Annotated in this window: 20 protein-coding genes; 8 read left to right on the forward strand and 12 right to left on the reverse strand. The window is 41.1% G+C overall.

Features of this window, described 5'->3' with window-relative positions; translation table 11 throughout:
- Positions 1-55: 55 nt before the first annotated feature.
- The 7 genes from KZA12_RS06355 to KZA12_RS06385 all read right to left on the reverse strand — a co-directional run bounded on the left by KZA12_RS06355 (position 56) and on the right by KZA12_RS06385 (position 8102).
- Positions 56-631, reverse strand: a complete 576-nt coding sequence (locus KZA12_RS06355) for a hypothetical protein (protein ID WP_218689640.1) — start codon at positions 629-631, stop codon at positions 56-58.
- A gap of 151 nt (positions 632-782) precedes the next feature.
- A complete protein-coding gene (gene prpC / locus KZA12_RS06360) occupies positions 783-1922 on the reverse strand; it encodes a 2-methylcitrate synthase (RefSeq protein ID WP_218689641.1) in 1140 nt (379 codons plus the stop codon).
- Positions 1923-2072: 150 nt separating this feature from the next.
- Positions 2073-2966: a methylisocitrate lyase gene (gene prpB, locus KZA12_RS06365; protein WP_201621978.1), complete on the reverse strand. Its 894-nt coding sequence runs from the start codon at positions 2964-2966 to the stop codon at positions 2073-2075.
- Between the two features lie 500 nt (positions 2967-3466).
- Positions 3467-4744, reverse strand: coding sequence for an NRAMP family divalent metal transporter (locus tag KZA12_RS06370; protein ID WP_201621979.1), 1278 nt, complete (start codon positions 4742-4744; stop codon positions 3467-3469).
- A 180-nt stretch (positions 4745-4924) separates the two neighbouring features.
- Positions 4925-6043: a LysR family transcriptional regulator gene (locus KZA12_RS06375; RefSeq protein WP_218689642.1), complete on the reverse strand. Its 1119-nt coding sequence runs from the start codon at positions 6041-6043 to the stop codon at positions 4925-4927.
- Between the two features lie 257 nt (positions 6044-6300).
- The gene (locus tag KZA12_RS06380) at positions 6301-6672 is read right to left on the reverse strand and encodes an Imm8 family immunity protein (protein ID WP_218689643.1); all 372 of its coding nucleotides are present in this window, start codon (positions 6670-6672) and stop codon (positions 6301-6303) included.
- A 149-nt stretch (positions 6673-6821) separates the two neighbouring features.
- Positions 6822-8102 carry an integrase arm-type DNA-binding domain-containing protein gene (locus tag KZA12_RS06385; RefSeq protein ID WP_218689644.1) on the reverse strand — a complete coding sequence of 427 codons (1281 nt, stop codon included), beginning with the start codon at positions 8100-8102 and terminating at the stop codon, positions 6822-6824.
- A 650-nt stretch (positions 8103-8752) separates the two neighbouring features.
- On the opposite strand from KZA12_RS06385, the gene KZA12_RS06390 reads away from it, so the two are divergent.
- Entirely contained in the window at positions 8753-9541 is a 789-nt protein-coding gene (locus KZA12_RS06390) for a DUF2071 domain-containing protein (protein WP_373416592.1), read from the forward strand.
- Between the two features lie 92 nt (positions 9542-9633).
- On the opposite strand, the gene KZA12_RS06395 is transcribed toward KZA12_RS06390, so the two are convergent.
- A complete protein-coding gene (locus KZA12_RS06395; RefSeq protein WP_218689645.1) occupies positions 9634-10761 on the reverse strand; it encodes a zinc-binding dehydrogenase in 1128 nt (375 codons plus the stop codon).
- A 397-nt stretch (positions 10762-11158) separates the two neighbouring features.
- Here KZA12_RS06395 and KZA12_RS06400 point away from each other — a divergent pair, with 397 nt between their 5' ends.
- A complete protein-coding gene (locus KZA12_RS06400; protein ID WP_218689646.1) occupies positions 11159-12070 on the forward strand; it encodes a LysR family transcriptional regulator in 912 nt (303 codons plus the stop codon).
- A 277-nt stretch (positions 12071-12347) separates the two neighbouring features.
- On the opposite strand, the gene KZA12_RS06405 is transcribed toward KZA12_RS06400, so the two are convergent.
- Complete coding sequence (locus tag KZA12_RS06405) at positions 12348-12821, reverse strand: hypothetical protein (RefSeq protein WP_218689647.1); 474 nt, start codon at positions 12819-12821, stop codon at positions 12348-12350.
- Between the two features lie 126 nt (positions 12822-12947).
- Between KZA12_RS06405 and KZA12_RS06410 the strand changes: the two genes are divergently transcribed.
- The 5 genes from KZA12_RS06410 to KZA12_RS06430 all read left to right on the forward strand — a co-directional run bounded on the left by KZA12_RS06410 (position 12948) and on the right by KZA12_RS06430 (position 18624).
- Positions 12948-13595, forward strand: a complete 648-nt coding sequence (locus KZA12_RS06410; protein WP_218689648.1) for a hypothetical protein — start codon at positions 12948-12950, stop codon at positions 13593-13595.
- A gap of 360 nt (positions 13596-13955) precedes the next feature.
- On the forward strand, positions 13956-16316 hold the full coding sequence (locus tag KZA12_RS06415) for a circularly permuted type 2 ATP-grasp protein (protein WP_201621986.1): 2361 nt from the start codon (positions 13956-13958) through the stop codon (positions 16314-16316).
- 107 nt (positions 16317-16423) lie between these two features.
- Complete coding sequence (locus KZA12_RS06420) at positions 16424-17209, forward strand: transglutaminase family protein (protein ID WP_201621987.1); 786 nt, start codon at positions 16424-16426, stop codon at positions 17207-17209.
- A 40-nt stretch (positions 17210-17249) separates the two neighbouring features.
- Complete coding sequence (locus KZA12_RS06425) at positions 17250-17990, forward strand: peptidase (protein ID WP_201621988.1); 741 nt, start codon at positions 17250-17252, stop codon at positions 17988-17990.
- A gap of 19 nt (positions 17991-18009) precedes the next feature.
- Positions 18010-18624, forward strand: coding sequence for a hypothetical protein (locus KZA12_RS06430; protein ID WP_201621989.1), 615 nt, complete (start codon positions 18010-18012; stop codon positions 18622-18624).
- 268 nt (positions 18625-18892) lie between these two features.
- On the opposite strand, the gene KZA12_RS06435 is transcribed toward KZA12_RS06430, so the two are convergent.
- A complete protein-coding gene (locus tag KZA12_RS06435; RefSeq protein WP_218689649.1) occupies positions 18893-20521 on the reverse strand; it encodes a long-chain fatty acid--CoA ligase in 1629 nt (542 codons plus the stop codon).
- Positions 20522-20665: 144 nt separating this feature from the next.
- Positions 20666-21616, reverse strand: coding sequence for an AraC family transcriptional regulator (locus tag KZA12_RS06440; RefSeq protein WP_218689650.1), 951 nt, complete (start codon positions 21614-21616; stop codon positions 20666-20668).
- 333 nt (positions 21617-21949) lie between these two features.
- Here KZA12_RS06440 and KZA12_RS06445 point away from each other — a divergent pair, with 333 nt between their 5' ends.
- The gene (locus tag KZA12_RS06445) at positions 21950-22186 is read left to right on the forward strand and encodes a hypothetical protein (protein WP_218689651.1); all 237 of its coding nucleotides are present in this window, start codon (positions 21950-21952) and stop codon (positions 22184-22186) included.
- A gap of 297 nt (positions 22187-22483) precedes the next feature.
- On the opposite strand, the gene KZA12_RS06450 is transcribed toward KZA12_RS06445, so the two are convergent.
- On the reverse strand, positions 22484-23743 hold the full coding sequence (locus KZA12_RS06450) for a DUF819 domain-containing protein (RefSeq protein ID WP_201621993.1): 1260 nt from the start codon (positions 23741-23743) through the stop codon (positions 22484-22486).
- Positions 23744-23916: the final 173 nt, after the last annotated feature.

Here is a 23916-nt window from a genome sequence, read left to right on the forward strand (position 1 = left end):
AATTCACCTTTGGCAATTAGCTGTTTGGAATGGGGGTTATTTTGTAGTACGAGTATTAGAGGTTCAAACATTCACAAATATAAATACTATCTTCAGATATCGACTGGTTTTCATGTAATGCTAATTTTTCAAAAATAGGTAAGTCAGCTTTAAGATGAGCAAGCAACTTAATTTCAAAGTCTTTTAAAGGATATTTCGCTTGATAATCTAGATCTAATTTAAAGAATCCTTGGTCTTCTTCATAATCAGCATAAGTTACACCAAATGCAATTCCTGTTAAAATATATAAGACTGATACTTTTATTAAGTCATCACAATCAAGCAATGATTTTCTTAAAAATTCATATGCTGGAAACGTTGCTGGTGAAAATGAAACATCTTTGTCACCTAGAGCGCATAACAGATAATGTGCCGCAGGAAGTGAAATATCGTTATTATCAGAAAATAAGGCTTTTAAGCTTTTTGGTACTAAAGGCTCAGCACTACCGTAAGATGTTAGAAATTGACTCCAATCAACTGAGTCAATTCTACAAACTATTTCACTATCAATTTCTTTATTCAAAAGAGTTGAAGAATAAGAAATAAACTTGAAAGTATCAATAAGATCTTGACGGCGCTCTATTTTTTTCATCAAAAATTCAACTGTATATAAAGAAGAGTAGGGTGTGCCCCGCGCACCAATCAATGGTATATAGAACACACCCTATTAAACCTTGATGCATGGGCGAGTTATGGTTCGTTAACCCACCCTATAACTTAACATCGAAAGTTAAAACTTCAAATTAACGCGCACTGATATCAGGCACAGAACGTAATTCTTCACCGATATATTCGGCACTTGGGCGAATGATACGGTTATTAGCCCGCTGTTCAAACACATGCGAGGCCCAACCCGTTAGGCGCGAGCAGACAAAGATAGGGGTGAACAGCTTAGTTGGAATACCCATGAAGTGATAGGCTGACGCATGGAAGAAATCTGCGTTACAGAACAGTTTTTTCTCACGCCACATCACTTCTTCACAGCGTACCGATACAGGGTAGAGCACCTCATCACCAACGTCTGCTGCTAGTTTCTCAGCCCAGCCCTTGATGACCACGTTACGTGGATCTGATTCGCTATAAATCGCATGACCAAAGCCCATAATCTTATCTTTACGCGCCAGCATAGCCATCATTTCTGTTTCTGCTTCATCTGCTGAGTTAAAGCCAGCAATCATATCCATTGCTGCCTCATTAGCACCGCCATGCAAGTGACCTCGTAGAGAACCAATGGCACCAGTGATACAAGAATGAATGTCAGATAAAGTAGAAGCACAGACACGAGCAGTAAAGGTTGAAGCATTGAACTCATGCTCAGCATAAAGAATCAAAGAGACGTTCATAACCTTTTCGTGCAGCTCGTTTGGCTTTTCACCTTTGAGCAGATGTAGGAAATGACCACCGATAGTGTCATCATCAGTCTCAGTTTCGATACGCACGTTATCATGAGTGAAGCGGTACCAGTAGTTAATAATAGAAGGGAAAACCGCTAGCATACGATCAGCTTGATCGTTTTCTTCGGCAAAATCCATTTCAGTCTCAAGGTTACCTAGCATAGAGCAACCAGTACGCAATACATCCATCGGATGCGCATCAGCAGGGATACGCTCAAGCACGTCTTTTAACGGCTGTGGTAGGCCACGTAGCTTTTTAAGCTTAGCTTGATAAGCATCAAGCTCGCTTTGAGTCGGTAGATTGCCGTATAGCAATAGATAAGCGACTTCTTCAAAGATGCACTTGTCTGCCAGCTCTGAGACATCGTAACCACGATAAGTCAGACCAGAGCCTGATTTTCCGACTGTAGATAATGCTGTTTTGCCTGCGACTTGACCACGAAGACCTGCGCCTGACAATACTTTTGCTGATTGGTTTTGTGCTGCCATAGTAAATTCCTTTTGTTGGTAGCTTAGGGTAAGTAAAAACGGTTACTTGCTGTTAGATCAAGCGCTGAGTACGGTCGTCTATGATTAAATCAGCGCTTGAATAGTACGGTTTACTGCTACTAGTAGACTGCTGCTAGTAAAATGAGTCGTTTATTTATTATCGGCAAATAGTTTGTCTAGAGTTTGCTCGAACTCATGATAGTTTAAGAAATCATAAAGCTCCATACGGGTTTGCATAGTATCGACGACTTTGTCTTGTGTGCCATCAGAGAGAATATGCTGATAGACGTTCAAGGCGGCTTTATTCATCGCTCGAAAGGCTGACAATGGATATAACACCATATCAACACCAACGCCTTGTAGCTGCTCAGTAGTATAAAGATCCGTCTGACCAAATTCCGTCATGTTAGCTAGTACTGGAATATCTAACACATCAGTGAACTTGCGATACATCTCGATATCAGTCAAAGCTTCAGCAAAGATCATATCCGCGCCCGCTTCTTGAAAGGCCAGTGCACGTTCAACCGCAGCATCTAACCCTTCAACCGATAAAGCGTCAGTACGGGCCATAACTACAAAATTCTCGTCAGTTTTGGCATCCATAGCTGCTTTTAGGCGATCGACCATCTCAGCGATACTAACGATTTCTTTATTAGGGCGATGACCACAGCGCTTCTGAGCTACTTGGTCTTCGATATGCACGGCTGCAACCCCAGCTTTTTCCATTTTGCGAATGGTTTGAGCGATATTAAACGCACCACCAAAGCCAGTATCGATATCTACTAGTAAAGGTGTGTCGACCGCGTCAGTAATACGACGAGCATCCTCTAATACATTATCTAGGCTAGTCATCCCTAAGTCTGGTAGACCAAATGAAGCATTGGCTACGCCAGCACCAGAAAGATATATAGCTTTATGACCAGCTTGAGTGGCCATCATAGCCGTATAAGCATTGATAGTACCGACTATTTGTAATGGTTGGTTGTTAGTGTTTTGCTGTTGCATGGCATTACGAAAGCGCGCGCCTGCTGAAATTGAAGTCATTTTATAATCCTTAGCTGGTTTTAATATAAAATTTTTTAATACGGTATATTTTTAATACAACGATAAAGTAGGCTCGGCGTAGGGTATCTGTACAATGCCTGAATACCTTTAGACTATAGATAATCCAAGCACTTTTAAAGAGCTATTAAAGGGCTATTGTTTAGTTAATAAATATCAACTATTTAAAAAAATTTAATCTATCTGTTTTATGAATAATTATATCTATAAAACAGTTGTTTAATGTCTGCGTTATTCATAACGACCAAAATGGAGTGAATAATAGTTAGATAATATTTACATCTGGTTACAATTAACCCTCGTGTATCTATAGAGGCTTAGAGGGGCTGTCTACTAATATTAATATTACTAATGCCAAGACCATTAATCAGTAATTGGTAATTAGGTAAATAAAAAAGCCCCTATAGCTAAGCTATAAGGGCTTTGATTAATACTATGTTATTAATTTTAATATTGCTAAATGAGGTCTGAAACAGATAATGTTAACCGAATAGCCCAGCAAGATTGGCTAAGAACAATAGTGCAAAACCGCCTAAGAATATCAAGCCAGCAATCGATAAAGCATTCATACCGGGTGATAGTTTTTGATGGCTCTTAACCAACGAATAGTTAAGCCAACCAAAAATAGGTGCCGACACAAAGGCGGATATCATAGCGAATTTCAGCATAGTACCTAACTGTCCTGCGAAGAAACTAATGATAACCAAGCCACCACCGACAGCGTAAGTGGTCCAAAAGGCGACTTGTTTTTTATTAATCTCACTTTCACCTTTTAGCAAGCGCCAGCACTCGGCATTGGCACGTCCGTAACCATCTGCACAAGTAATCGTAGTACCGAACATGCACATAAAGGCCACGAAGGCGACTAATAGGCGTGACCATTCACCGATAGTATTCGTATACATGCTAATAAGCTGGTCGATATAAGCGCCACCAGCAATCTGAATCTCTTGACCCGAGCCGTACTGTACAAATACTCCTAATGCTAAAAAGAACAACGCCAAAATAGCAGAGATCGCATAGCCAACGTTGAAATCAAGCAGCCCTTGACGCTTAGTTGTATTATCAGCTTTTCTCTTAGCTGAAGTCCACATAGAGGTAATTGCCGCGAACTCAAGTGGCGCTGGCATCCAGCCCATTAGCGCTACAATGAAACCCAAGGTCGCTAAGTTCCAAGGAGAAGCAGCAACAAAATCTGGAGTCACTACCGTTGGCTTGCCAGCAGCAATAATTACCGCTGCTAAGGTTGCCGCCGTCAAGGCAAGCATAATCCATTTGGTCAGCCCATCAAGCAGCTTATAGTGACCCGCTATCAAAAACACCCAGCATACCGCAGTTACTATCAGTGCCAAAGCAATCGTTGATAAGCCAATAGAGGCAGGTAGCATAAAGCCTAAGATCACCGCAGCAATTAAGGATACGGCGCCCGTACTAATCACCGCCGACAGAATCGAGAGAATAAAGTAAATCCAAAGATAGGCTTTTGAGCGTTTGGCATAGCCAGCAATTAGGCTCTCGCCGGTATCATAGACATAGTCAGTACCGAAACGAAAGAATGGATATTTAAAAACGTTGGCTAAAATAATCATGATAGCCAACTGCCAACCATAAATAGCACCGGCTTGCGTGGACGAAATGAGATGTGAGCCTCCAACAGCTGCCGTCGCCATTAAAATTCCAGGCCCAAATATACGCCAGCTAAAGCCTTCTTGTGCAGCACTAGCTGTTGCATCTGAATTGTTGATTCGTTGTGTGGTCATGAGTACCCCAAATATAAAATATGGCAAGCTAGCACTGACCTGTGAGAGCTTGCTACAAATTCTGCCGATTAAAGTTTATCAATAAAGAGAAATAGTGGTAACTTTAGCATAGCGTACTTAATTAAGGATAATAATTATTTTCGTGGCTTAAACCAACTATCCGTTTTGAGTGCTTAACTTTTACACAAACTGCTGCCGCCGATAAGTAATACCACGCTTTTCATAAACTTCATAAATCGCGTTTAGTAAGTTGAGAACCTTAGGATGGCTAAAGTCTTTTAGGGTATGTAAATAAATAGGGGAAGTAACATTTTCGTGAATCAGACGCTGATAGCTAATCTGATCAGTACGCATGTTTTGCAAGCTAGCAGGCACTAAAGTAATGCCTTCACCAGCAGCAACTAGCCCCAGCGCCACTTGTAAATCACTCACCTTAGTGGTGGTAAATGGGGTAATACCATATTGAGCAAACAGGTTTAGCAAAGGTTCAGTCGCACTATGAGCTGCTGTAGTCTTAGCGCGGTTGGCGTTGGGCGCGGTTGGCTGGTTATCGTGAGTGGCTGTTGTACTAACGGTAAAAGCACCAGCACTTATGTTGGTTATGTCAGTTATCTGCGCTGGCAAGTGCGTTTGATGATATAAAATCAAGCGGTTATTGACCAAATCAATCAAACGCTGGTCTTTAGTGTGAGCGAGAGGATGCGCTTTTGGCAGAGCGACTACATAACGCTCATAGCGTAACAAAATCTGCTGAATCCATGGATCCTGGTGAGGGAAGCGGCTAAAACCCACGTCTATCTCACCCGATTTTAGCGCCTCAACTTGTTGGTAGGAGCTGATATCCTTAAGGTTGACTTCGATATCAGTAGGGTAGTCGGTACTGGCAAGTTTCGAGGGTTTACCGTCTTTATTGCAACTATTGCTATTGCTATTGTTGTTACTGCGACTAGTGCTATGTTGCTTTAGGGTGGCGATAACTTCTGGCAGCAGACCGTAGAGTACTGAGGGCACAAAGCCAATATTGAGCGTTGCGTTAGGTGCTGCCAGCCGCTGAGTCATATTAGTAATAGTCGACAGCTCGGTCAGTACAGCGCTTACTTTGTCATAAAAAAATAGTCCCGCTTCTGTCATCTGTAGTGGTCGGTGATAACGATTAATCAGCTCGACACCAATATCAGCTTCCAGCTGTTTTAACAGCCGACTGAGACTTGGCTGTGATAGCCCTGTGGACTTGGCAGCCGCACTAAAACTCTGTAATTCAGCGATTGCAACAAAAGCCTTAATCTGTTTTAGATCCATAATTAGGGTATACCTTTGTTGTATTTTCTATAGCCAATAAAAAAGCTGCATTTGGTGGTATTTTATCTACCTTTAACATAAGTAGTGCTGGTTTATAAATTTATCTACAATATCAGCTTAGCAATACCCTTAGACTATATCCTAAGAGTATATAATAAGCTTATATAAGGCGGTAGCTCAGCAATAATATGACTCGCAGTCATGCAATAGTTTATTTAATAATATTTTGAACTTTCCAATCGTATCTAGAAAGCAGATTAATCTATATAGGGAACATAGTTATCAAACTCCCAATGAAAATATTTTGATAAGTTATTGGACTGTTCATTTGAGTTTTTATTATAGGTATTTTTTTCCACTAAATTTTTAATGAAATCAAATAAACTATACTTATTAAATACCTTCGTTACGAATATACCTTTTTCTCTAAAATAAATATCATTGTGCTCGATAACTTTTATATCAGAACTTTCTCTGTAATCACTTACTAAATCAAAATAGTATATGTCACTCCCAAGCTCATTACCTACTAGCAGATTAACTGCTAAGTTAAAATACTCATCATTTTGTAATTCAAAATCATTAAAATCTTGGTGATCTTCGAACGATATATATTTTATTATAAGCATATCTTAACCTCTTACTTTAAATGGCCGTTTACGATAGGGAACTTTTTTTAGAGGGAGTAGCAGGCTCAGAAAGGGGCGTAAGCACTTGTTACAAAGGCTATGCTTCAACGCTTGTATAGCACCTTAAACGTATTCTCATATATAAAGTACTAAGGTTCCTTTTTAGGAAGATCTCGTAGTTTATCTATATAGTCAGCCCAATCTTGCATCATTCGTACTCGAGTATCGATCTCATCTAATCGATTATAAGCACCACCATGTGTGTCCTTTATCCTATGGCCCAGCTGTAACTCTGTTACGATATCCGAATAGCGTAACTCAGGTTGTTCCATAAGCAAGGTTTTAGCTGATGCCCGAAAGCCATGAGCACATTGAACCTCTTTATAGCCAAGTCTATGAAATACTTGTACTAGCGCCGCTTTACTAATATAAGGATTGCTTGAGGCGCGCATTGAGGCAAACACATATTCATTATGACCTGTATCCGATTGAATGCTGCGTAAACGTTGCATCACCTGAGTGGCTAATGGTACGACCAATTGCGATACCATATCCTCACGACCTTCGCCTTTAGTAGGGGAGAACTCCCATAGCTTATTATCCCAATCTATATCCTGCCAGCGCATAGACCGCAAATCGATACTACGCACAAACACGTAAGGTAGTAAATTCATTGCCTCCAAAGTGATTTTATTTGCCCCTTTAAAAGTGCACATATCATTTAGGAGAGTGGCAAACTGATCAGGTTTGGTAATAGCTGGTAAGTGGTTGCCTGAGCTGGCAGGTGCTAGCTCGCCACGTGTATCAATAGCCACATTCTTATCGCATAATCCTCTTGCGACAGCGAATGAAAATACTTTTTCCGTATAAAGACGAGTGCTAGCACCCACGAAGGTTGCCTGATTTTGATTGTTTTGAATAGCCTCACACACCGTTAATATCATCTCGCTGGTGATATCGTTCATTCTTAAGTCGCCAATCTCGCGACACATATATCCTAGACATAAATCCCAATATTCCAGTGTCGACTCACTAAATGAGAGTTTGTTAGATTTGCCTTTATGACCACTTGATGTCTTGTGGTCTCGCCAAGCTTGGGCAACCTCAGAAAACGTGGCGTTTTTTAGATGGGCATATTTATTCACTTGTTGTTGTTGCTGTACAGCCTTAGGGTCAACACCCTTGGCAACCATGTTGAGTATGGACTCGGCTTTATACTTAACCTCATACAAACTAATATCATTGATCTTGCCAAGCATCATTCTAGGTCGCTTACCATCGATATGTGGATGAGTATAACGAAGGTAGTATTCTTTTTTGCCGTTTGGGTAGATGCGCACACTTAAACCTGCAACACCTGAAATACTTACTGAATAATCGTTATCCCGGCATTCAAGTTTATTAATATCATTTAAGTTGTCGACAGCCATGATGTATATCCGTAAGCTTTATAAGCAAGGTGAGTGTTAGTCTGTTATCCGTATGCTGATATTTAGAATAATCTTTGCGCCCATTTTAGAAATCTTGAAAAGTGCCTTTTGGCAAGCATAAATAGCTACTGGACACTAATATGGACACTGTTATTCATTAGTTAAATTAGCGATCCTTTTAAATATAATGATCTAAGGCAAAATCATCCCCAAGGTTCACTTGGGGATGATTATAGTGTAGTGCAGAAAGAAGCAGTAAGCTATTTTTTTGTTGATATATATGGCGTTTGAAGGAATAAACTTCACATAGATTAAAAGTAAGAGTGCTGTTTGCTATTGGCAATAGAGGCCTTCGGCATATTTACACCAAAAACCATGCTCCTGTACTCGCACAGAATACCTTAATCAGGGTGATAGTGCTGTTCTGTGCAAATTTGCAGTAAATTATTTTGAGAATGATTGTTAATACTGCTGCGTAGAATAACTAAAAGTAAAGAGATGGAGAAACACTATCTCAACAATAAAGGAATAGTCTATCGCAGAGTATTGATGTCATCTTGCGCTGACTTCAGTATTTTGATATTTACAATCAATTGTTTACAATAAGATTATTCAGTGGCACTACTAAACAACAGGGTAAAGGAGATATTGTGCAAGAAGCACGTAAGTTAAAAGATTCTATGACACAGAGACCCAAGCCAAAGGGTATAGACGTTCTTTGTGGTTTGAAGCATTTCGCGATCATAACCTATGCCGTATCAGAGAGTAGATTCAAAGGAATGTTTCCTGATCGATTTCAACTAGACGTGGTGGAAATAAATGGCAAAAATATGGGGCTAGTATCAGTAGTACCCTTTATCGATGTTGATTTTACTTCAGCTGTTTTTCCTTTTCCAAAATTTACCATGGGGCAAACCAACTATCGTATTTATATTATCGATACTGAAACTAGTGAGCGTTGTGTATGGTTTCTTGGGACAACACTTGATTCTTGGACTTTAATGATTCCTAGATACTTATGGAATTTACCGTGGCATGATGGAAGCGTACACTTCGATTGCTCCTTAAACGAATCAACCGGACTGTATGAAAAGTACCACATGGAAACCTCATCCAGTTGGGCTGAAGCTTCCGTTGACCTAGTACAATCAGAATTCGATGAAATAGCATTTTCGGGTTTTCCTGATGCTGAATCAGCATTGGTTTATCTTACGCATCCTCTGTGTGGATTCTATTATCGAAGGGACAACAAAGTAGGCACCTATCGAGTATGGCATAAAGAACTCAAAGTCAAACCGGCAAAGCTAAAGTCAGCTAATTTCAAGCTTTTATCTGATCTAGGTATAGTCGATGAAACAGAGCAAAAGACTCCTTATAGCGTGTTAATAGAGCCGATAAATGAATTTACCATATACTTACCACCTACCGTTGTAGAATAAATTTTTAACAAGCAAAAAAAAGCAGACATCATAATTGATATCTGCTTTTTTATTTCAAAGTCATTGTTTAAGTAACTGCCTTTAACCAATCATTAGCCCTGAGGCGTGATTAAGTACTTCTCGCCAGTGGCTTGTTTACCATAAGCTTTGATCGACTGTAAATGTAACGCTTGTTGCAGCGTAACTTCATGCGTATAGCTACTGGCAAAGGTAGTGGTGATTTCTTCTGCTACACGCTTGCGCATGGACTTGACCGTTTCAGCGCCCAGTTTACCCAGTGCATTGAACAATAAGAATCCGTTTACACCCCAAGCAAAACCGAAGTTGCGGTTCAATGTGATAGGGCCACGGTTTAATGCCCCATAAATATATGCTTGTTTAAAAGTAGTGGAACCATAAACGCTGTATTCTTCTGCATCAGCAGTGATAGCCGCTTCCATACAGTTTAGGATATCGCTGGATAACTGACCGCCGCCAATAGGGTCGAATGAAATTGTGGTGCCTGTTTTGGTAATCGCTGCCGTTAAATCGGCAATGAATGTATCGCTGCTTGAGTTAACTACATATTTTGCGCCCATATCACGCAATAGTTGTTCTTGCTCATCCTTACGCACGATATTGATCAAATCAATACCATCAGCCATACAGATACGGTTAAGCATTTGGCCAAGGCTAGACGCTGCTGCCGCGTGAATGATGGCCTTGTGACCCTCAGCACGCATAGTTTCAACCATTGCCAGTGCAGTAAGTGGGTTCACAAAAGAAGAAGCACCTTGTTTAGCCGTTGTGCCTTCTTTTAATGCTAAGCAACTTTTTACATTAACGCAGTGATACTGACGATAAGTGCCGCCACCAATCACCGCAACCATTTTGCCCATTAGCGCTTGGGCGGCTGGCGATGAGCCTGCTGCGACAACCGTACCTGCACCTTCATTACCCACAGGTGTGTCTTTATTCACCCGTGTTTTGAGGGCTGGCATGAACTTGGTAGGAACATCAGCGGTCACAATAGGGTTTTGCTCAGTGCCTGTCTGTACAGCGGTTGACATGTCAGCCATGCTGAACATAACCCCAAAGTCAGACGGGTTCAATGGTGCGGCTTCAATGCGAACGACAACTTCATCGGCGCTAGGCTGTGGCATATCGATGTCTTGTAAGGTAAGCGTTAATTTATGGTCATCACTAATGGTTGAAACCAATTGGATATTTTTATCAGTCATAATTTTTACTCCTGCAAATGATGGATGGCATCACTGCTTTTATTGGTATAGATTGTATTTCATTGTTATCGGCATTATTCAGATTGGGTAGCTTGTATCTGAGCTTTTACACGCTGCATAAATCCGGGCATATTTGACTATATTGTAGGAATTGCTGGCGGCAAAGCCGTGCAAAGTAATCATAAATTATTCTTCCGTCATTAACGTGAAGCTTGTTTTTAGTAGTCATGCTTAATCTGAACCTATTATTACTGTTTTTAATATGATGATATATAGCATAAATGATGAATCACTATTGCTTTTAAGACAACAATAAAGGCAGAATACTTAACGATTAGTAGTTAATCGTTAAGTATTGCCAGGTTAGTAAGTGACTATTTTTGACTGGAGATAGAGTTTGGATCAGCTGCAGGCCATAAGATATTTTAGTAAAGTCGTCGAAACAGGTAGCTTCACTAAAGCGGCGAAGGTGTTCGATGTACCGGTATCCTCATTATCAAGGCGGGTGTCTGATTTGGAAAAGAGCTTGGGCGCAACATTACTCAAGCGTTCGACTCGACTCGTTAAGCTGACGGAAGTAGGGCGGGTCTACTATAACGATATGCAGCAGGTATTAAATCAACTAGAGCAAAGTAGGGAGACGGTTCGTAGCTATCAGACAACGCCAATGGGGCGCTTACGGATTAGCTCGATGGTGGGCTTTGGTGAGAAGATATTGCTGCCTTTATTGGATGAGTTTAGTGCGTTATATCCGCAAATTGTGCTTGATGTCAGCTTAAGTGATGAATTATCTACACTTGGACGCGATGATGTTGATATTGCGATTCGCGGTGGTTACGCACCAAATGAGCGAGTAATTGCAAAACGCATTATGGACAACAGTTTTATCCCTGTCGCATCACCTGGCTATTTGGAAAAAAATGGCGTGCCGAATCATGTATTAGAATTAAAACAACATAAGGGCCTTTATTTTAAGACGCCATTAGGGATGACCCCGTGGTTGTGTATTATTGATGACCAGTGGCATGATGTCTCAGGCCCAGCGATAGCGATTTCGAATAATGGGCCATGGCTGGCAAAAAAAGCCAGCGCTGGTGACGGTGTGCTAATGTCTACTCGGTGGGCATTGTCATCATATCTTGAGTCAGGGGCATTACAACAGCTGAAGTTTGAGCATCAACTAACCGTGACGCAGAACTCTGAGATGGCTGTTTATTTGTTATACCAAAAACAGCGTTACTCAGTGCCCAAAGTAAAAGTAGCAGTGGACTTTTTGTTAGGGAGAATAAAAGCCACCAATGATTGCTAAAGCATGACATCCTCATCCCTAGTATCATTAGGGACTGTCTATTTAACATAATATACATTATGCGAAAACAAACTAACGGTTTGTATAAGTTTCCTAATAGCTATTCTCTAAGGCTTTTTACTACTCATATGACACTTGCTTATAATTAACGGCTGTATTACTTCTTAGCTAATATGCTTTGCTGATTACTTAAATGATAGCAAAATACTTTATAGCCAAATATCCAAGCCGCGTCTTAGTTTTAGGTTGATCATTTATTATTTAGCTAATCTGATCTTTACTGACAGCTGTTTAGCAAATGCGATTTTAGAGAAATATTCTTCGTTAAAACTACATCAGCTATTTGGCAAACATCATCATCACAGGATAATTCATAATAAATAGTGCTGCCTTGCGCTAAGGTAACTTTAACTAGGCCTTGCTCAGTCACAGCGAACTGTTTGTTTTGTGAATAATCAGGATCTTGAGAATCCCATAGCACATCATAATCAATACCACAGTTCAGCTGTTCTCTATCGAAATAATCGTCTGCAAGCTGAAATGCAGCTTTTAGCTCTGGATCGCTATACTGCTGCAAAACCATAGGATCATTCATACCTTCAGTACTGACATCTTGCTGATACATCTTTTCGACAGCAGCTACTTTCATCGCCATAAGTCTCTGTTGCAGCTCGACATCATTGGCTATGGCACTAACAGCTATTCCAGTGCCAATGATTGCTACTAACACATACACTATGTATTTTTGCATAATGTTATCCACCCACCATGATTCATAACTTCATATGCTCTATTTACATTATAGCTACTTCCTTAATCCGCTGCATAATGGTATTAGTAAGGTTTAGTGCGCTCCATTGCTTTTGAGGACATCGTTATGAAAACATCACCTTGTTATAAACTAGCCACTAGTAGCTGTATAGCGTTGTCAATGCTGGCTACTGGCTGTCAATCAGTACCTGCTACTGATACCAGTATAAGCGATCAAAGCGCGTCCACTCCGTCCCAACCTCCAGCTGTTACTAGCCAGCAAACTCTTACTGAGCAAGCACTACATATCCAGCGTGCGCTTGCCAGCCACAATTATGCTGCCATCATCGATGATATTCACCCGACTCGTGGTGTGCGCTTGTCGATGTATGCTTATGTACGTCTAGATTCTGACAAAGTTTTTAGTCGTGCCCAATTCGCCCAGTACTTGCAGCAGTCCAAAATCCGCTTTACTTGGGGTGATCTGGACGGTGCTGGTGAGCTATTCATTGTGCCATTACCAACGTATTTAGACACTTGGGTCGATGGCAGTAAGTTCAATGATGCCCGTATAACCGTTAATAAGTTTGAGTCTAGAGGCAATATGATCAACAATATCAACGACACCTACCCAGACTTAGATGTGGTTGATTTCTATCGTAAAGGCAGCGAAAAATCTAACGGTATGGACTGGCGTGGCATGCGCTTAGTATTTGATGACTATCAAGGTAAGCGTTATTTAGTAGCTATCGTCAATGATCAGTGGACGGTTTAAGGTTTCACTTAGGCAAATAATTAGGCAAATAATAGAGCAAACATGACTATTACTACTGTCAGCAGTGTCAATATTCGTCGCTTTATAACTGTCTATAGAGGGCGGTTATAAAAACAAAAAATTGAGCATTAGGATGAATATTCGATAAGAAAATACAAGTGGTTTAAATCTTCACGATATATTTGTATTTTATCGTATCTGTGGCAACCTTAAACCATCAAACGCTTGTTGTGTAATGCCCTATAGACGTTGTATAGTCAACATAGGACACGGACGTTGTCGCCGCTATTAAGCATAAAATAGCGGTAACCTCATCTACTATAACAATGTATAACTTTGCCAAGGATGTGTGAGGTATTTATGAATAAAAAATCAACTCAGAGTCAATCCCAAAGCCAGTCTGCAACAGACAGCACCAATAACAGCGCTGCTGAAAAAAACAATCAACAGCAGAGCCAAGCTACTGTAACTACTACTAAAACAAACGCTACTAACGATTCTGCGCAACACCCTAGCAAAAAGCTTGAGAGTTTTGATGAATTAAAAATAGCCGATGGCCAATACCGTCCGGTAGCCAAGGCGGTAGGTGATTGGCTAGATAATATCAATATTGACGCCCTTAATCACCTGAATGAACAAGCCGAAAACATCTTTTATCGCAAAGGCGTTACCTTTACGGTATATAGCGATGCCAAAAATATCGAGCGTATGATTCCGTTTGATATCATTCCTCGTATTATCGCCGCTAGCGAGTGGCAGCTGATAGAAAAAGGCTGTAAACAACGTATCACTGCGCTCAACGCATTTTTGCACGATATTTATCATGAGCAAGCTATTATGAAGGCTGGTGTTGTGCCTGCCAGCTATGTCTATGCTAGCGGCTGCTATGAGCCTTGGATGATGGGCATCGAACTTGATAAGCCTATTTACTCCCATATCAGTGGTATCGACTTGATTCGAGATGAAACAGGTACCTTTTGCGTATTAGAGGATAACTTACGTACGCCCTCTGGTGTCTCTTATATGCTCGAGAGTCGTAATATCTCAGAAACCCTATTATCGGATATGTTTGCGCAGACCCCTATTCTAGGCATCAGTGACTATCCAAACCGATTAAAAAAATGTCTTGCCAGCTCAACCAGCAAGTATGATCCCCAGATTGTCATCTTAACGCCAGGGCGCTTTAATAGTGCCTATTATGAGCATGCATTTTTGGCGCATGAGATGAATGTGCCACTAGTCCATGGCTATGACTTAGTAGTGGAAGATAGCAAAGTTTATATGCAAGGTATTCGCGGCAAAGTACAAGTTGATGTGATTTATCGCCGCATTGATGATCCTTATATCGATCCTTTAGCCTTCCAGTCCAACTCTATATTAGGGGTATCGGGACTGATGAGTGCCTATCGAGCTGGTAATGTCGTTATCGTCAATGCTCCTGGTACTGGTGTGGCTGATGATAAGAGCTTGTATCCGTTCGTTCCCGATATGATTAAGTTCTATTTAGGTGAAGAAGCTATCTTACCGAATATTGAAACTTATCAATGTCGTAAGCCTGATGAGCTCAAATATGTGCTCGATAATTTAGACAAGCTAGTGGTAAAAGAGACTCAAGGATCAGGGGGCTACGGTATGCTCATTGGCCCAACTTCTACTAAAGAAGAAATTGAAGACTATCGTTTACGCTTGCTTGAAAATCCAAGCGGCTTTATTGCTCAGCCGACCATTTCGCTATCGACTAACCCTACTGCCGTCAGCGATGGTATTGCCCCACGTCATATTGACTTACGCCCCTTTATTTTGAGTCATGGTGATGGCTCAGTAGATATAGTGCCTGGCGGCTTGACTCGGGTAGCTATGGTTGAGGGCTCACTAGTAGTCAACTCCTCTCAAGGTGGTGGTATCAAAGACACTTGGGTTATTGATGATACAGATTTAAACCAAAATAACGTGGACGCTAGCCCCGCAAGTAATAGGCAAGCTGGCAACACTGATAAGCTGTTAGAGAAAAATACTACTAGCCACCCTGAGTACTATGATCGCTTACAGCCAATAGAGGCAGGCTATGACTATCTAATTGATGCGCCGATGATACTACTGTTGTCTACCGCTAGTCATCTGATATGGCTAGGCAGATATGGCGAGCGTCTTTACTATTACGACAGCATCATGAAGCAGCTGATTAAAGGCAATCTTGAAAAATCACAAGTACAGCATTTGGTTAGTTGTCTGGGCTTTAATGCCGATGTAGAGGCATCGCTCGAAACTATGAAAGCACAAATAATGGCCAATCTTGAGCAAGATATAATCCCTAATGTCGTGCAGTCGATTGAGGCTAATGTGCAAGAGGCCAAAGGGGTTATTGGCAAAGATACTGCCGAGCTCTATAACCTGATCAAGCGACTTAGCAGTGCGGGTACTTATCGGGCGGCAACCTTGCAGCTATATGCTTGTAATGCAGCTATGAAACAAGAGCATTCTACCGTAACTTGTTTTTGGCAATTAGGACGCCACTTTGAGCAACTTGAACGAGCGGTGTTATTAGATGAAAACTCTCTAGAAGTCAGCCTTCAGTTTAAGCACTGGATTAATGAGCTACCAGAAAATACGCGCTGGCGTGAGCTAATACGTCTGACCAATCAGATGATTAAATCTAAACGATTTAGCGATTTCAACCTTATTAGCAAAGAGTTCAATCTTATTCTACGCCAAGGGGTCTAGTGCTGTTATTAATGCTAAATAACCCTAAATATTGAGCCACTATTTAACGACTGGGTAATTTGGATACGTGATCAACTTAAGCCTATTATAAAAATAAGGATGTTATTATGAAATTACAAATCAGTCATCAGACTAACTATTACTATGAAGAATTGGCGCAGCGCAGCGTACAGTATATACGCATGACGCCTATGCAACTGCCCCATCAAATTATTCATAAATGGGATGTTATGCTGCCTAAAGTGGCGAACAAGCAAAAAGACGGCTTTGGTAACGATTGGTTGACCCTAAGTCGTAATGAAGCGCACAATAATTTGCAGATGCAAGCCTCCGGTATCGTTGAGATCAATACCGAAACGGAGTACTTAGAGGATATGGATAATGTGCCCTACTTGCTATTTACTGTGCAGACGCCATTAACTAAATGCTCGCAGGAGATGCGAGATTTTGCAGCGCCTCATCTAAAAACGGTCACTCATGATAGTCTAAAAAAACTGGCCAATGAGCTGATAATGAGAATGCCTTTTGTCAAAGATGTGACTCATGTAGGCACTACTGCTGCTGAGTCTTTTGCCACTAGTGCTGGTGTATGCCAAGATCATACTCATGTGTTTGTAGGATGCTTACGAGATCAACAAATTCCAGCGCGCTATGTGTCAGGCTACTTATATGATGATACCGAAAACCATATGGCAAGCCACGCTTGGGCAGAGGTTTGGCTAGATGGCTATTGGTATACTTTTGACATCTCAAATCAGTTATTCCGGCCCAGCTCACATGTGTATGTCGCTATTGGACGCGACTACTTAGATACTGCGCCAGTACGCGGTGTACGGATGGGTGGCGGCTATGAGAATCTTTATAGTCAAGTGCTAGTGACCAGATTATCTTAAGCTATATTATTTTTTAACTACAACTTTACTAGGTGTTTATATGACTTATTGTGCGGCTATTCGCTTAAAAGACGGCATGGTTTTCGCAAGTGATACTCGTACCAATGCTGGTGTTGATCATATATCAACCTTTAAAAAGATCTATCAATATGGTATCGAAGGTGAGCGCTTTATAGTACTACAGACCGCTGGCAGTCTCGCCACCTCGCAAGCCGTCTTTACTAAATTACAAAATGATATCGATCAGCGTGCTGAGCCTAATATCAATACAGTGATTACCTTGTTTGACGCTGCGCAAATGGTCGGTGAATGTATGCGCTCTATTATGAATCATGCAAAATCAGTAGCTAACGCAGGCACTGATGGCGCATTCACTAGCTCCTTCATGCTAGGGGGACAAATTAAAGGGCAGTCTCCTGAGCTGTATAGGATTTATCCTGAAGGCAACTGTATTCGAGCTACTGAGGATACACCGTTCTTTCAATTGGGAGAGAGTAAATATGGTAAGCCTATCCTTGATAGGTCGGTAAGCTATGATACGGATCCTAGACATGCAGCCCGAGCTTTGATGCTGTCCTTCGACTCCACTATTCACTCAAACCTATCAGTAGGTATGCCCATAGATTTTTTATTGTACGAAAATGACAGTCTAAAATTACCTAAAGGTCGCCGTATCGATGACAACGATGAGTATTTTAATACTATTCGCAGTCAGTGGTCAGAGGCGTTACGCCGTACTCTAGTTGAACTACCCAAGGCGCCCGATGGTTATTGGGTCTAGTTCTAGTTAAAGGAGACTTATGCTAAATTTAAAAGCCTACTTACTGTTATTGGTACTCGCTCCTATAAGCGTCTATGCGACTTTTGGCCCTGAGGACAGCGGTGATTATTTATCCAATACTACGGTAACTCCTAGCCAGCAGCGAGTAATGCAGGATGCGATTTATATCAAGCAAGCGCTTGCTTATAAAAACTATCAGGCTATTGCACCGCTAATTCATCCAACTCGTGGCGTACGCTTTTCAATGTATGCTTATGTCGACCCCAAGAGTGATAAGGTTTTTAGCCGTGCTCAATTCACTCAGTATCTTAAAGCCTCTAAAATTAAGTTTACTTGGGGACAGCAAGACGGTACTGGCGATCTCTATATAACCCCGCTACCAGCTTATCTGACTGCTTGGGTTGATGCTAGTAAGTACCAAGCAACCTCGCCTACAATTAACCAGTTTCAAGGCTTTGGCAACAGCTTAAATAATCTAACTAATATTTACAAAAACCATGATTTTGTTGAGTTTTATTATCCTGGTAGCGACAAGTATTCTGGAATGGATTGGCAAGCCATGCGCTTAGTCTTTGCTGACTATAAAGGTAAGCCTTATCTAGTGGCTATTGTTAACGATAAGTGGACTATATAAGTAGTTATACTGAGTACTTATGAGGAGCACTTAAGACTTGAACCTATTCGATAGTATTGCCTATTACTTGTATTATTACTCTAGCCTTGATAAGACTGGTGCTTAGCGGTCCTGATGACTCAACTGTTAAATCAGCGCTAAACTAAATATAAAAAAGCCTACAAAATTGTAGGCTTTTTTTATAATAGAACTTTGAGGCTTTTAGTTTAGAAAACTCTTATTCAACTCTATAGGTTAACCTTAGTAGTAAGATCACTATACTCTAGTATTAAGAGTCCAGTAGTACATTACCATACTCTCTACGCAAGTCGTTTTTTACCATCTTGCCAGCACCATTCAATACGATGTTATCGACAAAGATGACTTTATCCGGTATTTGCCAACTCGCAACGCGGCCATTATAAAACTCTAGAATTTGTGCTTCCTCAACACTAGAGCCCTGCTCTTTTACTACAATCAATACTGGACGCTCACCCCATCGGGCATGTTTGGCAGCAATAGCGGCAGCCATCTTAACTTGTGGATGTTCTACAGCGATATTTTCCAGCTCTACAGAGGATATCCACTCACCGCCCGACTTGATTAAGTCCTTAGCTCGGTCACGGATATTCATATAACCATCAGCATCAATAGTAGCAATATCACCAGTATCGAACCAGCCATCTTCGGTAATAGCCTCTGGATTTTCAGTGAAGTAATCACTAATTACCCAATGTCCACGAGCTTGCAAGTTACCTTGAGAATGCCCATCCTCAGCGACTACTTGCTCTGGATTCTCAGTGTCCATCAAGCGTATTTGTATTCCATAGGGAGGACGCCCTTGCGATTCGCGCACCCTATTCATCTCACTATCACTAAGGGATTTATGCTTAGCCTTTATCTGGTTCATAGTGCCAAGAGGGCTCGTTTCGGTCATGCCCCAACCGTGAATAGCGTCACAATTGAAATCCTCTCGAAAAGTCTTAATCACTGATGGTGGGCAAGCTGCGCCGCCGACAATAGTTCGAGTCATACTATCGAGTTTGCTACCCCTATTCTTGGCAGCTGCCAGTAAGCTTTGCCAGATCGTTGGTACTCCTAGAGCCACTGTCACTTTATAATCATCAATCAAAGACACTAAACTGTCGCCATCTAGATTAGGCCCAGGCAGTATTAAAGAGCAGCCGGTAAGCGCTGCAGCATAGGGAGTTCCCCAAGCATTAACATGGAACATGGGCACAACTGGTAGCAATACATCTTGAGCAGATAGTGCTGAGACATCAGGCATACACAAAGCTATAGCGTGCAATACTGAGGAGCGATGGGTGTATAAGATGCCTTTAGGATTACCAGTAGTCCCTGAGGTATAGCATAGCGAGCTTGCCGTAGTTTCATCGAATTGTGGCCAATCAAACTCAGTGGCACTCTGCTCTAATAGCTCATCAAAAAATAAGGTTTCAGGCAACTGTGCTACCACTTTATCATCGCGAGCCCCTAAACATATAAAATGCTTAAGGCCTTTGAGACTGTCTTTAATAGCCATAATCAGCGGCAAAAATGTAATATCAAAGAGGAGAGCTTGGTCATCGGCGTCATTGACAATGTAGCTGAGCTGCTCGGGGAACAAGCGTGGATTGATAGTATGACAGATCATGCCACTACCAGAGATAGCATACCAAGCCTCTAAATGGCGGCGGTTATTCCAAGCCAAAGTAGCTATTCGATCTGCCGGTTTTAGGCCTAATGCCGCCAAGCCATTTGCCATCCGCTTTGCGTTGTTAGAAACCGTGAGCCAGTCACTATGAGTTACCGTGCCATCGACCTCTTTGGATAATACAGCGGTATCACCATGATACTGAGCCGCATGCTCGATCAAACCACTAAGCAGCAACGGCTGATACATCATCTTCCCTAACATATACCTATCCTTATATTGATTTTATAACGCTCATCCATGGGCATCCTTAGGTGGATTAACTCATACCTAAGATAATCAGTATACGGCATCAGCTTAGCTAACTGTAGCGATAACGTCTTAGTTTATGTTGCTATTTTTAGGCACTTATTGTGTTGATAAGTTTTGATATCGCTGACGATATTGTCTAGGTGACATATCATAAGCCCGTTTAAAGGCTTGGCTAAAAGTTGAGTTTGAAGAGTAGCCGACTAGGGTGCCGATTTGGCCAATATTATAGTAAGGTAAGCGTAGATGGTGGGCGGCAATACGTAGTCGATATTGAATCAAATAAGTCAATGGTGGTACACCAACCTTATCTTTAAAGCGCTGAGTAAAGCTTGAACGCGACATCCCAACTGCTTTGGCAAGCTCGCAAGTAGTCCAGCTATAATTCGGTTTACCATGCATCATAGCTAGGGCTTTGGCTAAGTAAGGATGTCTGATGGCGGCCAACCAGCTATCTGTAGTCTCTGATAAGGTTTCAATATAAGTACGCAGACACTCAACCATAACCATGCTCGCCCAAAGGTTGACCATCGCTAACTGACCTAAACGCTCAGGTTCGGACTCTAGCGTTAATGATATAAATGCTTGATCAAGTGCTCTAAATTGGATCTTGGAGATAGTACCTTGTTCAGGCAAAATAGCTGGCAATACTGCTAATAGCGGTTGAATAGTCTGTTGATCGTACTGGCATTCCACTAATAAAAAACGTGCCTTTTCAGTACTGTTTTTAGCACTATCTTTAGTACTATCAATAACGCCTTTATCATAATCAGATAGAAATTCATCCAGCACTTTAGTAGTGTTAGTCTGATGACCTAGTGTATGACAAACATGACCCTTAGCATGCGGAAGCATGACAATATCACCGGCATATACTTGACGTGAGCTATCTGCTGTATTGATACAGAAGCTACCAGACTCAACTAAGTATAGACACAGCGTTTGTTCATTAATTATTGAATACCCCCAATCACCCGCAATGTGCAAATGATAATATTTAGTTTGGCTTAAGTGTTGAGCTTGCTGTAGCAACGTACTAAGCGCATCCATTCTAACCATCCTATAATTACTGACCAATTAGCTAATGATAAATAAACTACTAAAAAATAAGCTGTCACTCGCTCGTAAGTATTCAAATACGACTACTTACTACGGTTTCTCCCAACAATAGTATTTATATTTTTATGTATTTCCTATATTTTATTAGTCATAGTCCAATATTTTATATTTGTATTGCTCCATATTATTAATATCGCTATATTATATTGAGTTGTTTGTTTATGATACTCTTAACTATCAATTAAATATTATTAATCATTAAGACTAACATTAATAGGTTAAAGCTTTTATTGAAACATAAAGTAAAACTTATCTGGAGTTTTTATGTTAAAGGGTGAACTGACTGGAAATCTTCTAACTCGTACTCTATTAGAAAAAAGTGATACACCAGTATGGTGTGCTGTGGCTGATAGTAGCGATGAAGAGGCTATGCAAGATTTGACCGATAATGATTTTACCGCTCTTATTAGCTCATGCGATGAATATAGTTTCTTTAGTACTAGTGGTATACAGTGGTTGTGTGCGGTGCCAATTAAAATAGTGATGATTACAGAAACTTGAGTCGGTTTACGTCTCAAGTTATGATTACTAAGTATTAGGCCGAAAAACTCGGTTGAAAACTAAGTAAAAACTGAGTAAAAAACTAATTACTTAGTTAAAAATGATGGGGTTAAGAACAAGACGACAGAGATAGTCGCAAGTAATATTCTAAACCATAAGACTTAGCCGTTGCATTGATAACAAGCATTGGTTTTATGGTTTAGGTTATCTTAAAAGGTGCGACTATCAACTATCGATTTTAAGCCCCTGCCCATTTCACTGTATTCTAAAATGAGCTAGTAGCAATATATCGATAGCTTAAGTCACCACTAGACGCATTAACTGAGTACTGATATAACCACCAAAAGTACCCATAGCATAACCAAGAATACCTAAAAACACTCCGACAGGTGCCAATGACGGATGAAAAGCAGTAGCCACAATTGGCGCTGACGAGGCGCCACCAGTATTAGCATTGGAACCAACAGCTAAAAAGAAAAACGGCGCACGGATAATTCTAGCAACAATAAAAATAATAATCACATGGATAGTCATCCACACTAAGCCGATCAGTAGTAATCGCCATTGCGAGACTATGCCCGCCAAATTAATCTGCATACCAATAGCAGCAATTAACACAAATATGAACACTGTGCCTATTTTAGAGGCGCCCACGTGGTCGAGCCTGCGAATCTTAGTAAAAGAGAATATAACGCCTATTATGGTAATGATCACTACCATCCAAAAGAACGAGCTGGCAAAGCTGTATTGTACCGCCCAACTATAAGGCGCAAAAAACTCAGCAATCTGCCCACCGATGAAGTGCGCAACCCCTACCATTGCAAAACATAAGCCAAACAGCACCATCAAGTCATTCAAGGTTGCCGGTCGCTCATTATCGCGCTCATAACTTTCGACCGCCTGAATGACTCTTTCAATGCTGCTAGTATCCGCCTTCAACAGTCGATCTATTTTATCGCTATGCTTTGCGAGCACTAAGATAATCAATAACCACAGTGAAGCGTTGGTAGTATCTACCAAAATCATCATGCCAAACAGATCGTCACTGACCCCGAACAGCTCTTTCATTGCGGCTTGATTAGCAGCACCCCCTATCCAACTGCCCGCTACTGCTGAAAAGCCACGCCATAGCGTATCGTCGGTAAACATCTCAGGTGACACCCACTTAGCCAAACCCAAGCTTATAGGTCCACTAATAATGATAGCGACTGTTGCCGCCATAAACATAGCAATAGCTTTCCAACCAAGACCCAATATCTTTGGTACATCCATGGATAGGGTCATCAGTAGTAAACTAGCGGGCAGTAAATAAGTCGCCGTAAAACCATAAATCTGTGAGCCTATGCCGTCAGCAAAAACCCCCAGACTATTCAACGTTGCCGGTATGAAGCAGCACAGAACAATACCTGGCAACAGCGCATAAAAACGTCGCCAAAACTTACCAGGTAATCCTTGGGTATAAAATACTAAGCCAATAATGGCCATGATAATGCCAAAGGCAACCGGCAAGCTGTCTATCTGTAAAGCAGTAAATGATGATGACGAAATCATGAACATCTTGGCATTCCATATGCAAGCTAGATAAAAGGGACAAAGGCTAATAAAGGCTGGCAGTATAATCAAGGTTAAACTTAGGTGCAAGGAGCTACTACTAGTCGATAAAGTATTTTTTAACTATAGCTGTTTATTACAAAACAGCGCAAAACGGCTCCTAGTCATTGAAATTTAAA

The sequence above is a fragment of the Psychrobacter sp. BF1 genome, from assembly GCF_019279065.1.
In the GTDB taxonomy this organism is placed as follows: Bacteria; Pseudomonadota; Gammaproteobacteria; order Pseudomonadales; family Moraxellaceae; genus Psychrobacter; species Psychrobacter urativorans.